Here is a 13,191-nt window from a genome sequence, read left to right on the forward strand (position 1 = left end):
TTTAATTTTTTTTTAATACATTGCTAATCAGAAAACTAATTAAAAATCAATAGCATCTTATACGTTTGAACCTTCCCCAACTTCAAATATGATATATGGCGGATCGACCGATGAACCCTAAACAAAAAACATATGGATTTTTCAACTGTAACTCCCGGGTACTGGATTTTAACTATTTTAATTGGTGCCCTTTCTGCCTATTTCGGGTATCGCTATGGCAAAGGAAAAAACACATCGGTTGACAATTCGGGAAATCTTGCACTTTTTGAGAAAGAAAAAATCAAATTACAAGCTGATCTTGACGCTTGCAGAGACAGGCTTTCTTCTCAAATCGAGCCCCCCATCGCAACAATTGCACCGGAAGTAACCTTGGCTTCCTTTGACGCCTCAAGGGCAACGGCGATTATGGGTAAAACCATAAAAGAGGATGACTTAAAAATTATCGAGGGTATTGGACCTAAAATAGAAGAAATGTTCCGCAATGCAGGAATAAACACATGGCAATCATTGTCTGAAACAGCAGTGGCCCAGTGTCAGGAAATCTTAAGGAGCGGCGGAAGTCGTTTTAAAGTTCATGACCCCGCATCGTGGCCCATGCAGGCAAAAATGTGTTTTGAAGGAAAATGGGTCGAATTAGCCAGATGGCAAGACGAACATGACCACGGAAAACTATAAGTGTAACATAAAAAAAATCCGATTCATGTAGAATCGGATTTTTTTATGCACTATAATGCCAAAAGTTTAAACCATTCCGTTAGCCTCGACCCATTTAAATCGGTACTGATCCTGAGGGTGTTGTATTCGTTCAGAAATACGTTGCAGACGGTCTGGTAGTTTTACCAAATAATCTCTTGCTTTTTCCGCCTCATCTGAAAGACTTCTTACAGAATCAATTTGCCAATAAGCATTCAGTTTCTTTAGAATATCAATATAATCTTGAGCCGTATATACTCCTAAGCGCTGTGCACAATTCGAAAAATTTTCGAAGGCCGTTCCGATAGTTCCCCCCGACTCTCTTAAAAAATGGGCAGGCATAACTATTTTCTTTTTCATCATATCTGCAAAAGCCAACATCATACCAGAAGGGTCTTCTCCCATAATTGTCTTCACAAACTCTCTGTAAGCCAAATGATGCCTCATCTCATCGCCAGCGATAATAGTACACATTTTACCTAAAAGCACATTCCCCTTTTTCTTGGCCATCTGACCTACCCTTTTGTGTGAAATGTTGGTGGCCAACTCCTGAAAAGAGGTATAAACAAAGTTTTTATAGGGATCTCGATCGGTACCAATATCAAAACCATCAGAAATCAAATGTTGGGTGGTAATCTCTACCTCACGCATATTCACTCTTCCCGATAAATAGAGGTACTTGTTTAGCACGTCACCATGCCGGTTTTCTTCACCGGTCCAAGCACGTACCCATTTAGACCATCCGTTGGTTTTATTTTCCCCATGTTGATCGATCCCTTCAACATCCATCAGCCAAGATTCATATGTCGGCAGTGCTTCTTCAGTAATGGTATCGGCGACCATCGTAACCCAAAAATCGTAACCCAGTTCTTTTGACTCACCTCGCAAATCGGCTACAGCATCTAAAAACCCTTCGTTCTCAGAATCTGGCAAAAAATCAGATGGTTGCCATATATCCTCAATAGGAATCAAGAAAGATTCCATAAATCCCTCCACCTGAGGCTCAATCGCCTGCATTACCTCTAATCTTATATTCTTTGTGGGCATTCGCTGCTTTTTTACAAATTTCGTCAAATAATATAATAAAATCATTTAAAATAACAGCAATTTTTAATTTCTGCCATTTTCTTGCGGATAAAACGTAAATACCGGATCGCTTTGGTAGATTTGTTTGGTACCGACATCAATCATTGAAAGTGGTCCTTTGAAGGCTGCACCCGTATCAATATTCCAAACATTCGCTGCCTTTTCAGGTTCGGCCAAGCCAGTTTTTGAAATAGGAGTATGGCCTATATAAATCTCTTCATAATTACGTAAACGTTGTGGATAGTAATTATCGGTTTTTGACAACGCCGGATTCAAAGAGCGTGCCAGTTCCCAAAGTGTTCGATCCCAGTAAAAAGTTTTTTTAAAGTATTCGTGGTCAATACCTTTGAGGTTGGTAAAACCTGCATGTAAGAAAAGTCTATTCTCGGAATCTAGGTGATAGTTTTCCAAATTTTCATAGAAGTGCATATGCTGCTCAATGGTCTTTTTACTTGCATTTTCATAAGAAGCCCTTGTAGCCCTACCTCCATGCTGTAACCAAAGTGGATTATCTTCCCTATCACGAAGCCATTCGTAACAGAGCTCATCATGGTTTCCCCGTATAAAAATGCAATTATGGGTCGATCGTAGATCAAGCAAAAAGTCGACGGTATCAACAGCTTCACTCCATCCATCGACATAATCCCCTAAAAAAATAATCTTGTCTTTTGTTGTAACCTTCGCTTTTTGAAGCAGCTGTTTCAAGGCTTTCAACCCAGAGTGTATATCTCCTATAACTAATATTCTTGAATTCATTGTGCAAAAATCGTAATTATGACAGCTATTACAATGATAAATAGAATCAAAAAGAAAATTTTCCAAAAAGAGTAGGGTCTTGTTCCACTCAGAGTACCGGTTTGACCGTTAATATAAAACTGGTACTCTTTACCATTATAGCGATATGAGCTAATATAAACAGGAAGCAAAATATGCTTGAAAGTTTCATCGGTCAATTTGATATCAGCTTGATGAATTCTTTGGGTATCACCGCCGATGTCACGGCGAATCCATTGGTGTGCAATCTTCTTTGCCTCTTGAAACGATTGATGATGCCCCTCTTTTAATGAGACCGTATATTTTTCAGTGACAAACCCCGATAGGTAATTGGAGTTAAAGGGAACTAGTTCCTTAACATTCCAAAAAGCGATCTTTGAAGGAAGGTCTCTTCGTTTTTTTTGGGATGCATTAATCAAAATATCATCAACAAAACCGTTAACATTACCCGACGCACGTGACCATCTTGTTTTTCGTACTTGTTTGGTTTGGGTTCCATTTTTTGTTCTTACCCTTTGTGTCTCATAATAATAATCACCCCTTTCCCCTTGATACGAGGCATGTAAATTGGAGTCGAATGTCCAATAAGGCACATAAAGACCATGAAGACCTTCAGCATCGATCGATGCCCGTTTTAAATTGTTGGGAGCAAACCAAATACCTTTTACCCAATTTTTAAAAATGCCAAGGGCTTTATTTCGGTCTAATTGAAAAGGAAGAACGGCCCCGGGCAAAATCCAGCCTTCCCTTTCTATATCTTCCCGAATCAAGGGTTCTCCACAATACACACAGTTAAGGGATTTGTAATTTTCCTCAACATGCTGATTGGCCCCACAATTTTTACAATTGAGTAAATCTATGGTTTCGGTATGCGCATTTTGGCCCACCACTTTTAAATAGTGTTCCAACTCAAGCTCTTCAAAACTACTTTTCGTTTGTTCTATAAACGCCTCATAACCGCAATACTCACATTTTATTTGATGCGAACCGGGTTTAAATTTCATTTCGGCACCGCAATTAGCGCACGACTTTTTATCTTCCGATTTTTTGGTTTCTTCCATGAAAAACACCTATCGTTCCCAAGAATTTTGGGAATTTTTTGAAATAAATTGTTCGAATATAGCAACGGCCGCCTGAAGTATCAATTAAAAGATTTTCTTCCTTTTCTACAGCTGTTTTGAACGAAATGTTATGTTGTTGGTAGCGGCGGCGGCGTATTCCCTCCTAAAAACGACTTAAGCTCTTCTACCTCTTTTAAGGCCGTCCAATTGGCCATGCCCTGTTTCCAAACCAAAGAATCTCTATTTATCGTTCTGGCGGCAAAAAGTTCCTTTAGTTTTTCAAAGGAAACCGGACCCATCTGTTGACCGGAAACGGCATAAAAGTACACGACCTGCGCGGGCAGCTGTGGCGGGGCCATAGCCTGGGGCTGTTGACCACCAAAGGGTTGCTGTGCAGCTTGCGGATTCATCATATTCCCCATTTGCTGAGCCAGCACAAAACCCATGCCCATGCCCATGCCCGCACCCGCGGTACCACCTTCATTTTTAGCGGCAGCTTCCATTGCCTTTGCGGCCTTGAACTGAGACAGTTTGACCATATCAAGCTTATCTAATCGACTATACTCAAATATTTCTTTCTTAAGCTCCTCCGGCATTGAAACGTTTTCAATATAGAACTTCTCCAATTCAATACCTACACGCCCAAATTCAGGCTGCATTACTTCACGACAAGTTTCAGACAACTCACTCGTATTCGCGGCATATAGTTCAATAGGCAAATTAGCTTCACCTACAGTATCGGTAAAACGGGTGACGATTAAACTCTTTAAATGCTCATTTACTTCAAAATTTGTGAAATTTCCATCGGTACCGACCACGTCGACCACAAATTTCCCAGGGTCATTTATTCTGAAACTGTACGTTCCAAAGGCCCGTATTTCAACTAGACCAAACCTTTCGTCACTTAGCATAAACGGGTTTTTGGTACCCCATTTCTCATCAGTAAAGAGTCGTGTATTTACAAAGTACACTTCTGCCTTGAAAGGACTGTCAAAGCCGTATTTCCATCCTTTCAAAGTAGTCAAAATAGGCAAGTTTTTAGTACTCAGTGTATACGTGCCCGGCTTAAATACATCGGCCAATTGACCTTCATTGACAAATACTGCGGTCTGACCTTCTCGCACAATTAGTTTCGCATTGTTCTTTATCTCGTTTTGATAGCGCTCAAACCTATGCACAATCGTGTCATTGGTATTGTCTAACCACTCGATAATATCTATAAATTCATGGCTAAGTTTCTTTTTGATTTCGTTGAATAAATCCATTTTACGGCTATTTTAAATTTTTCAAAAAGATAGGCATTTCTTTAAAGTGGGCAAAAAGGATGATAAGCTATTTCCAGAACACAAATAGAACGGTCATAAGTCGATAAAAAAAGCCAACTTAAAATAGATTGCCGCCTTGTACCACTCCAATGCCCTAATTATACCTGACTTTTCTTAAGATTCGTAGTGCCTCTTTTAAAGAAGCATATATCTTTTCATCATATAGCTTAAGTAATGGCCTTGCAATTTCCATTTGATCTTTTGCCTCTTCAAACCCATTAAGATAACAGATCAAATAGGTGTCGGGAAGATTTTTTAGGTCGGCCCTTTCCGAAGGCTTAACTACCATTTTATTTTTCAGCTTCTGAAGCAAGGCATTGTTGGCATTGTAGATATGGTGTAATGTTTTCTTATCGAATTGCGGAGGTTTGAAAATTAAATCACTCTGTATTTGATAGGTGCCGTTGTCATCAAAAGTAAGCACCATTTTTTCCAAAGGATAGTAAGCCTGATTTTTTCCAAGTCCCAGCTGCACGTATTCCGTTGTGGAGAAAGATTGCTCATCATAAGTAATAGTGATTTCATCCAAGGTCGAATAGAACAATTTCACCTGTTCGTTAATCAGCTCAATATCGACCCTCGAGTAATAAACATTGCCTTTCACCTTCTTTTCGTTTCCGGCCCAGCAAACCACAAACTGTTCCTTAAAAACCTTGTAACTGCTCGTCAGGTCTTTATGGCGGTAATTGATGAAATCGATAACCCCATCTAAGGTAAGTTCTATGTTATTATGTGCATGTTGTTCAATAGTCGCTACGGCGTCGACATTACTATTTTTCAGCTCTATGCCATATGCTTTTGGCATACTGATGCTTCCTTCCCGAAAAAAAACTGCGCCTCCATAATATTTCCAAATGTTCTTTCGTAAGGCGCAAACTTTCCCATTGGATCTAATGGTAACCAACCCTACAACCTTACCCTCAGGTAAATGGGGAAAAGGAATATTTTCATACGATATCAAAGGAGGATTGTCTAAATAAGCATTGACCAAATTTTGAATCTTGCTATCATCGAAAAAATCGACTCCGACAATTTTGTTGTCTTCATCTTCCACCCCGATTACAATAAACGAGTTGTTTTGGGGGTTACTATTTGCCAAGGCACAAACGTGTTTAAGAAATTTCCCCTTTCCTTCTTTTTGGCCAATATCAATAAAGCGCTTCTTGTCGTAAAAACTGTTCTCGTCATTATGGGCGAGCAGGTTCTTTACCAATAGCCGTTTGTTAATCATTGGTCTTTCTTCCAAATAGTGGCAGATGCTTGTGCCGTTGGCGTCACAATCAAATCTGCAATATTTACATGAGGTGGTCTTGTGACTACAAAAAGTAGAGTCTCCGCAATATCTTGTGCCACAAGGGGTTGAAATCCCCTATATACATTTGCGGCCTTTTCGTCGTCTCCCTTAAATCGCACATTACTGAATTCGGTTTCGACGGCCCCTGGGTTTACGGCGCCAACACGAATGCCATATGGATTCAAATCTATACGCATGCCCTTTGTTAGGGCGTCAACAGCATGTTTACTCGCACAGTATACATTACCTTTGGGATACACCTCTTTTCCGGCCGTTGAACCAATATTAATGATATGCCCCGATTTTTTCTCGATCATTTTCGGAATTACGGCCTTGGAAACATAGAGCAACCCCTTTACATTAATATCGAGCATAGCGTCCCAATCGTCAATTTTACCGTTCTCAATGGGGTCTAACCCATGGGCATTTCCTGCGTTATTGATTAAAATATCGATCGCTGAAAACCCTTTTGGCAGAGAATTGATCGAGTCAATTACCGCATTTCTATCGCGAGCATCAAAATTCAACGTATGGACCTTCGTTTGCTTACCGAGGTCATTGCTCAAATCATCAAGCCGCTCTTGGCGTCTACCACATAGAATCAGATTAAAATTTTTTGTAGCAAAAAGTTCAGCGGTGGCTTTACCTATTCCACTCGTAGCACCAGTAATAAGTACGGTTTTACTCATAAACATTCTTTGATAATAAATAATTAAAAATCCCAGAACAATCTGCCCTAAGTTTATCTTCGTTAAAAAAGACTACTTTTAAAATTCCAAAGCAACACAACCAACACCAATATAACCACAATGACCTTAAAATATATCAAACAATCATTACCTAAAGGGACCCATTCTAAAAACAGTGTTTTTGAAAAAATTATTTCCATAATCGGCTTCACTAGGTATGTTCAACGCAAATATCACTATGGCAAAAGTGGCGATTGACGCTTGCCAGCAAGGGGTCGCCAAGAGAATTATTTCAGCTTTAGAAAACTACTTTTCTCGGTTACCCCAAGTCAGGAATCTTGCCATAATCTTAGAAAAAAAGTTAAAGTTTTCCATAGCTGTGTGAAATTAAAAAGAAATCCCTTAAAAACTTCATAAAAATAAGGGCTTGTGCTATTTTTTAACCAATCGTTAACAGCTACTCAATGAATAAATTTTCAATTTGCACCTCTAATAACCATTCAACCGATTAACACCAAAATTTATAAAAATATATGGAGGAAAATACTACTGTTGATATTAGTGCCGTGAACGAGAAAATCGCCCACGAAAGTGCTTTTATAGATTTGCTTACCCTCGAAATGAACAAGGTTATCGTTGGTCAAAAACATATGGTCGAAAGACTGCTTATCGGTCTCTTGGGTCAAGGCCACATTTTATTGGAAGGAGTACCCGGTCTCGCAAAAACCTTGGCCATAAACACTTTGTCAAAAGCCGTAAAGGGCAGTTTTAGCAGAATACAGTTTACTCCAGACCTTTTGCCCGCCGATGTGGTCGGTACCATGATCTACAACATGAAGTTGAATGATTTCTCCATAAAAAAAGGTCCGATTTTCGCCAATTTCGTGTTGGCCGATGAAATTAACCGTGCTCCTGCCAAGGTGCAATCTGCCTTATTGGAAGCCATGCAGGAAAAACAGGTCACCATTGGTGACGAAACTTTTATTTTAGACAAGCCTTTTTTGGTTATGGCCACCCAAAACCCTGTAGAACAAGAAGGCACCTACCCATTGCCAGAAGCACAGGTAGATCGTTTTATGCTAAAAACGGTTATTGACTACCCAAAAATGAACGAAGAGCAGTTGATAATGCGTCAAAATTTATTGTCGGCGTACGAAGAAGTTAAGCCCGTCGTTTCTTTAGATCAGATTTTGAGTGCCCAAAAGGCCGTTAGGGAGGTCTACATGGACGAAAAAATAGAAAAATATATATTGGATCTTGTCTTTGCCACACGCTATCCTGAAAAATATAATTTGGAGAGTTTAAAACCTTTGATAAGCTTCGGAGCTTCTCCAAGGGGTAGTATCAATTTGGGCAATGCGGCCAAATGTTTTGCTTTTATCAAGCGTCGTGGCTACGTAGTACCGGAAGATGTCAGGGCGGTAGTACACGATGTGCTTAGACATCGTATTGGAATAACTTACGAGGCAGAGGCGGAAAACATCACTTCAGAAGAAATCATCAACAAGATCGTTAACGAGATCGAAGTACCTTAGAAGAGTGGGCAGTTAGCAGTTGCAGTCGCCGTTTAAATTTATTTATTGGTTGCGATTGAAACACGCTTGCTGAAAACTGTTTACCGAAAAATGGATACCAAAGAATTACTTAAGAAAGTTCGTAAGATCGAAATAAAGACGCGCCGTCTTTCCGATCACATTTTTGGAGGAGAATACCATTCTACCTTCAAAGGTCGTGGCATGACCTTCAGTGAAGTACGACAGTATCAGTTTGGTGACGATGTTCGAAGTATCGATTGGAACGTTACTGCGCGCTATAACGAGCCCTTTGTAAAAGTTTTTGAAGAGGAGAGGGAACTTACCATGATGTTGATGGTCGATGTTAGTGGTTCAGAATACTTTGGAACGACCAATCAATTCAAAAAGGAAATCATTACTGAAATATCGGCCACACTCGCATTTTCGGCATTGCAGAACAATGACAAGGCTGGGTTGATTCTTTTTTCCGACGAAATCGAACTTTTTATTCCTCCAAAAAAAGGAAAGAGCCATGTACTCCGAATCATTCGAGAATTGCTCGAGTTTAGGCCTAAAAGTAACAAGACCAATGTTGCCGGGGCATTAAAGTACCTCACCAACGTAATGAAAAAGAAGGCTATCGTTTTTGTACTATCCGACTTTATTGCCGACGATTATGAGCGCACTCTAAAAATAATAGGAAACAAACACGATGTTACTGGAATACGCGTTTTTGACGAACGTGAAGAACAAATACCCAATTTAGGCATGGTTCAAATGGAAGATGCCGAGACCGGAACGGTTCAATTGGTCAATACCCAATCAAAAAAAGTGCGAAGGGCTTATGCGAATTACCAGAAAGAACGCGTCGATTATTTTAAAAATAGTTTTACCAAATCGGGTTGTGGCGTATTAAGTTGCAGGGTCGATGAAAGTTATGTAAAAAAGTTATTGGGTTATTTTAAGCGAAGAGGTTGATTTCAATGAAAAATGAAAAGGTAATACATAATTGTTATATATCGCAGGCTTTGCGGTATATGGTTGGATGCCTGGTCTTTATTTGTACTTTTCAAGGCTTTTCACAAAATGTACCAACCGTACGTTCAGAGGTCGACACTACCGCTATCAAGATAGGGGAGCAAATAAATTTCACCGTGACTGTAGAGGCAGATTCTACCGCACAGGTTATTTTCCCGGAAGGACAAACTTTCGCTCCGTTAGAAACCGTTGAGGCCTTTGCCACCGATACTACTAGAAAAAGCGACAGATATACGCTTCAAAAAATTTACGCGCTTACCCAATTTGATTCAGGCTTGTACAAATTACCTGCCCAACGCATAGAAATTGACGGCAAGGGGTATCTCACCGACTCATTGCAGATCGAAGTGGCAACTGTTGCCGTAGATACCTTAGCACAAAAAATGTACGACATCAAGCCATTGATGGAGGTACAAAAGAGCCATATGCAGCTCTGGAAAATGCTACTGGGTATACTTATTGGCCTAGCGCTATTAGGAGGACTGATTTATTGGTTTATTTTCCGAAAAAAACCATTGACGGAAGCTGAAAAAGAAGCTTTGTTACCCCCGTACGACAGAGCACTTTTAGAGCTTAAAAAGCTAGAAAACTCCAAGTATCTAATACAAGACGAGTATAAAGAATATTATACAGAACTTACGACTATTGTGCGTTCTTATCTTGAAGAAGATGCTCATGTAATGGCTATGGAAAGCACGACCGACGAACTGATTTCCAAATTGGAAATGCTGAAGGACGCAGGCGAATTGAAGCTTGATCACGACACCCTTCACCAATTCAAACGCATATTACAGACTGCGGATTTGGTCAAATTTGCCAAATCAAAACCGGACACAGCAGTAGCTGAAGAAGATCGAAAATCGATTGAACAAATCGTAATCAAGACCCACGATGCCCTTCCAGAACCTACCATGGAAGAATTAATGGAGCAAGAAGAATATCTAGAAGAATTGGCGCGAAAGCAACAACGAAAAAAATGGATATTGACTACAGGTATCGCGGTAGGAGCACTACTAATTGCCATCACATCTTTGACCATCTATTACGGACCAGCCTATGTGTGGGATACAGTAACAGGAGATGCTTCGAAGCGACTTCTAGAAAAAGAATGGGTCTCCAGTTCTTATGGTTATCCTCCCATAGATCTTGAAACACCAGAGGTTTTGGCACGGCAGGACATTAAGGTTCCACCAGAAGCCCAAGCGAATATCCAAGAAATGCAGACTTTTATATACCAAAATGATGCAACACTCCTTACGATTGCCGCAACATCAACGACCTTTACCCAACCCGTTGAGCCTGATCACGAAAAAACCATTCAACAATTACTGAAAAACTTCGAAAAAAAGGGAGCAAAGAACATAATTACCAAACAAGAGGAGTTCTCGACCATTACCGGTGTTAAGGGAATTAAAACCTATGGAAGTGGAAAGTTCACGATTCCAGACGCATCGCAGCCGGTCACCGGAAAATATGTGATATTAAGTTTTGGAGGTAAAGGCTTTCAACAACAAATATTGCTAACCTGGCAAGAAGACGATACATATGCGCAAGAAATTGTTGATCGTATATTAAAAACCGTAGAGGTAAAAACAGAGGCATAGATGTTCGAAAATATATCATTCGCAAACCCTGAGTTTTTTTGGCTGCTGTTATTGCTGCCACTAGCAATGCTATGGTATTTTTTTAAGCGAAATGAACAAAGCGCGTCCCTTAAGATTTCAAGCACCAAAGGGTTTTCCAAAGGAGGGCTGCTCCCCAAACTGAAACCCATATTGTTTCTTTTTAGGTTATTGGCATTGGCCTCAATTATAGTAGCTATGGCGCGACCCCAAACAGAAGACATCTCTACCAGAACAAAGACGACCAAAGGTATCGATATTGTAATGGCCATAGATGTATCTTCCAGTATGCTCGCCAGAGACTTAAAACCCAACAGGTTATCGGCCCTGAAAAAGGTGGCTTCTGATTTTATTCGGAAAAGGCCTAACGATAGAATAGGGTTAGTCGCCTATGCGGGGGAGGCGTTTACCAAAACACCCATTACGAGTGACAAATCAATTGTTCTTAACGCATTACGGGAAATAACCTACGGCCAATTGAATGATGGAACCGCAATAGGAATGGGTCTAGCCACAGCCGTAAATAGATTAAAAGAAAGCAAGGCCATCAGCAAAATAATTATCTTGCTAACAGACGGAGTCAACAATTCGGGTTTTATTGAACCCCAGACCGCAGCCGATCTGGCAATTGAGTTCGGCATTAAAACCTATACCATAGGGTTGGGCACGAACGGAAATGCGCTAACTCCTATTTCCTATAATGCAGATGGGTCATTCAGATATGGTATGCGCCAAGTTGAAATAGATGAAGATTTGTTAATGGATATTGCAAATACAACGGGCGGTCAATATTTTAGAGCCACAAACAACGAAAAATTAGAGGCCATTTACGATGAAATAAACAAACTCGAAAAAACAGAAATAGAAGAGTTCAAATACTATAAATATGAAGAAAAATTTAGGCCATGGGTACTTTTGGCAGGAGCTTTGTTAGTATTGGAATGGCTATTGCGAAATACCTTATTTAGAAGTTTTATTTAGAACATCGTATACGCCCATCGAACAATGAAAACTGTTTAGGGCTTGAGATAGAAGAGAAAAAATGATACAGTTCGACGAAAAAATATTTTTTTACCTATTGGCGATTATCCCTGTGATGATCGTCTTATTCGTGCTGTCATTAATTTGGAAGAAAAAAACGCAGAAAAAGTTTGCAGACCTTGCCTTGTTGAAGCGGTTGACCCCTAATAAGTCTAATTTCAAGGCTACGCTAAAACTATTGTTTCTATTATTAGGAATAACATTTCTGACCTTAGGGCTTGTCAACCCAAAAATTGGCACGAAATTGGAGACGGTTAAACGGGAAGGGGTCGATATCGTATTTGCCCTTGATGTTTCAAAAAGTATGTTGGCCGAAGACATTGCCCCCAACCGTATTGAAAAGGCAAAAAGACTGATTTCTGAAATTATCAATCAATTGGCCAGTGACCGTATCGGCATCATCGCCTATGCCGGGCAAGCTTTTCCGCAGCTTCCCATTACAACCGATTATGGAGCGGCAAAGATGTTCTTGCAGAGTATGAATACCGATATGCTTACCTCGCAGGGAACCGCCATAAATGAGGCCGTAAAATTGGCAACCACATATTACGATGATGAAGAGCAGACCAACAGAGTGCTTTTTATTGTTTCAGACGGCGAAGACCATTCCGATGGTTCGGCATTGAACGCCGTCGAACCTGCCGTGGAAGAGGGCATACGCATCTTTACAATCGGAGTCGGTAAAACCAAAGGTGCTCCAATTCCAATAAAGCACAATGGCGTAGTCGAAAGTCTTAAGAAAGATGCTCAGGGAGAGGTGGTCATATCAAAGTTAAATCAACAAGTTCTTGAAGACATTGCCGAAGAAGGAAATGGGGAATACATCGACGGCACGAATACGGAGACAGCCGTAAACAGAATCAAAGAACTGTTGAACCAAATGGACAAAACGGAATTCGAAGCCAAGCAATTCGCCGAGTACAAAGACCAATTTCAATGGTTTTTAGGTGCGGGACTGTTGTTTCTTTTTTTAGATGTTTTTATCTTGGACAGAAAAACAAAATGGCTTAAAAAATTGAATTTGTTCAACGAAAAGAACGAAGAAATTCTATAA

Annotated in this window: 12 protein-coding genes; 6 read left to right on the plus strand and 6 right to left on the minus strand. The window is 40.1% G+C overall.

The annotated features are described in order from the left end of the window. Positions 1 to 132 precede the first annotated feature (132 nt). The gene (locus tag AACZ88_RS06095; protein ID WP_339707694.1) at positions 133 to 675 is read left to right on the plus strand and encodes a hypothetical protein; all 543 of its coding nucleotides are present in this window, start codon (positions 133 to 135) and stop codon (positions 673 to 675) included. A gap of 66 nt (positions 676 to 741) precedes the next feature. Here AACZ88_RS06095 and AACZ88_RS06100 read toward each other — a convergent pair whose 3' ends face one another. The 6 genes from AACZ88_RS06100 to AACZ88_RS06125 all read right to left on the minus strand — a co-directional run bounded on the left by AACZ88_RS06100 (position 742) and on the right by AACZ88_RS06125 (position 6,922). After that, positions 742 to 1,740, minus strand: coding sequence for an acyl-ACP desaturase (locus tag AACZ88_RS06100; protein ID WP_339707697.1), 999 nt, complete (start codon positions 1,738 to 1,740; stop codon positions 742 to 744). A 63-nt stretch (positions 1,741 to 1,803) separates the two neighbouring features. Then, the gene (locus AACZ88_RS06105) at positions 1,804 to 2,535 is read right to left on the minus strand and encodes a metallophosphoesterase (RefSeq protein ID WP_339707699.1); all 732 of its coding nucleotides are present in this window, start codon (positions 2,533 to 2,535) and stop codon (positions 1,804 to 1,806) included. After that, positions 2,532 to 3,614 (minus strand): DNA helicase PriA, encoded by a 1,083-nt coding sequence (locus AACZ88_RS06110; protein ID WP_339707702.1) that lies wholly within the window; start codon positions 3,612 to 3,614, stop codon positions 2,532 to 2,534. The genes AACZ88_RS06105 and AACZ88_RS06110 overlap by 4 nt, the downstream gene beginning before the upstream one ends. A 128-nt stretch (positions 3,615 to 3,742) precedes the next feature. After that, positions 3,743 to 4,879, minus strand: coding sequence for an SPFH domain-containing protein (locus AACZ88_RS06115; RefSeq protein ID WP_339707705.1), 1,137 nt, complete (start codon positions 4,877 to 4,879; stop codon positions 3,743 to 3,745). A gap of 154 nt (positions 4,880 to 5,033) precedes the next feature. Beyond that, positions 5,034 to 6,170, minus strand: a complete 1,137-nt coding sequence (locus tag AACZ88_RS06120) for an ATP-binding protein (RefSeq protein ID WP_339707708.1) — start codon at positions 6,168 to 6,170, stop codon at positions 5,034 to 5,036. Then, complete coding sequence (locus tag AACZ88_RS06125; RefSeq protein ID WP_339707711.1) at positions 6,167 to 6,922, minus strand: SDR family NAD(P)-dependent oxidoreductase; 756 nt, start codon at positions 6,920 to 6,922, stop codon at positions 6,167 to 6,169. The genes AACZ88_RS06120 and AACZ88_RS06125 overlap by 4 nt, the downstream gene beginning before the upstream one ends. A gap of 533 nt (positions 6,923 to 7,455) precedes the next feature. On the opposite strand from AACZ88_RS06125, the gene AACZ88_RS06130 reads away from it, so the two are divergent. From AACZ88_RS06130 to AACZ88_RS06150, 5 genes are all read left to right on the plus strand, one after another. Then, positions 7,456 to 8,457 (plus strand): MoxR family ATPase, encoded by a 1,002-nt coding sequence (locus AACZ88_RS06130; RefSeq protein ID WP_339707714.1) that lies wholly within the window; start codon positions 7,456 to 7,458, stop codon positions 8,455 to 8,457. A gap of 90 nt (positions 8,458 to 8,547) precedes the next feature. Beyond that, a complete protein-coding gene (locus AACZ88_RS06135; RefSeq protein ID WP_339707717.1) occupies positions 8,548 to 9,414 on the plus strand; it encodes a DUF58 domain-containing protein in 867 nt (288 codons plus the stop codon). 5 nt (positions 9,415 to 9,419) lie between these two features. Next, positions 9,420 to 11,078, plus strand: coding sequence for a BatD family protein (locus AACZ88_RS06140; RefSeq protein WP_339707720.1), 1,659 nt, complete (start codon positions 9,420 to 9,422; stop codon positions 11,076 to 11,078). Beyond that, a complete protein-coding gene (locus tag AACZ88_RS06145; protein WP_339707723.1) occupies positions 11,079 to 12,077 on the plus strand; it encodes a VWA domain-containing protein in 999 nt (332 codons plus the stop codon). A 61-nt stretch (positions 12,078 to 12,138) separates the two neighbouring features. Next, entirely contained in the window at positions 12,139 to 13,191 is a 1,053-nt protein-coding gene (locus AACZ88_RS06150; protein ID WP_339707726.1) for a VWA domain-containing protein, read from the plus strand.

This window comes from uncultured Kriegella sp., assembly GCF_963975415.1.
Classification (GTDB): Bacteria; Bacteroidota; Bacteroidia; order Flavobacteriales; family Flavobacteriaceae; genus Kriegella.

What these genes read in the sequence shown, in the direction of transcription:
- AACZ88_RS06095 (WP_339707694.1), top strand. Translation starts at nt 133, where the DNA reads ATGGATTTTTCAACTGTAACTCCCGGGTACTGGATTTTAACTATTTTA.
- AACZ88_RS06100 (WP_339707697.1), bottom strand. Translation starts at nt 1,740, where the DNA reads ATGCCCACAAAGAATATAAGATTAGAGGTAATGCAGGCGATTGAGCCT.
- AACZ88_RS06105 (WP_339707699.1), bottom strand. Translation starts at nt 2,535, where the DNA reads ATGAATTCAAGAATATTAGTTATAGGAGATATACACTCTGGGTTGAAA.
- AACZ88_RS06110 (WP_339707702.1), bottom strand. Translation starts at nt 3,614, where the DNA reads ATGGAAGAAACCAAAAAATCGGAAGATAAAAAGTCGTGCGCTAATTGC.
- AACZ88_RS06115 (WP_339707705.1), bottom strand. Translation starts at nt 4,879, where the DNA reads ATGGATTTATTCAACGAAATCAAAAAGAAACTTAGCCATGAATTTATA.
- AACZ88_RS06120 (WP_339707708.1), bottom strand. Translation starts at nt 6,170, where the DNA reads ATGATTAACAAACGGCTATTGGTAAAGAACCTGCTCGCCCATAATGAC.
- AACZ88_RS06125 (WP_339707711.1), bottom strand. Translation starts at nt 6,922, where the DNA reads ATGAGTAAAACCGTACTTATTACTGGTGCTACGAGTGGAATAGGTAAA.
- AACZ88_RS06130 (WP_339707714.1), top strand. Translation starts at nt 7,456, where the DNA reads ATGGAGGAAAATACTACTGTTGATATTAGTGCCGTGAACGAGAAAATC.
- AACZ88_RS06135 (WP_339707717.1), top strand. Translation starts at nt 8,548, where the DNA reads ATGGATACCAAAGAATTACTTAAGAAAGTTCGTAAGATCGAAATAAAG.
- AACZ88_RS06140 (WP_339707720.1), top strand. Translation starts at nt 9,420, where the DNA reads ATGAAAAATGAAAAGGTAATACATAATTGTTATATATCGCAGGCTTTG.
- AACZ88_RS06145 (WP_339707723.1), top strand. Translation starts at nt 11,079, where the DNA reads ATGTTCGAAAATATATCATTCGCAAACCCTGAGTTTTTTTGGCTGCTG.
- AACZ88_RS06150 (WP_339707726.1), top strand. Translation starts at nt 12,139, where the DNA reads ATGATACAGTTCGACGAAAAAATATTTTTTTACCTATTGGCGATTATC.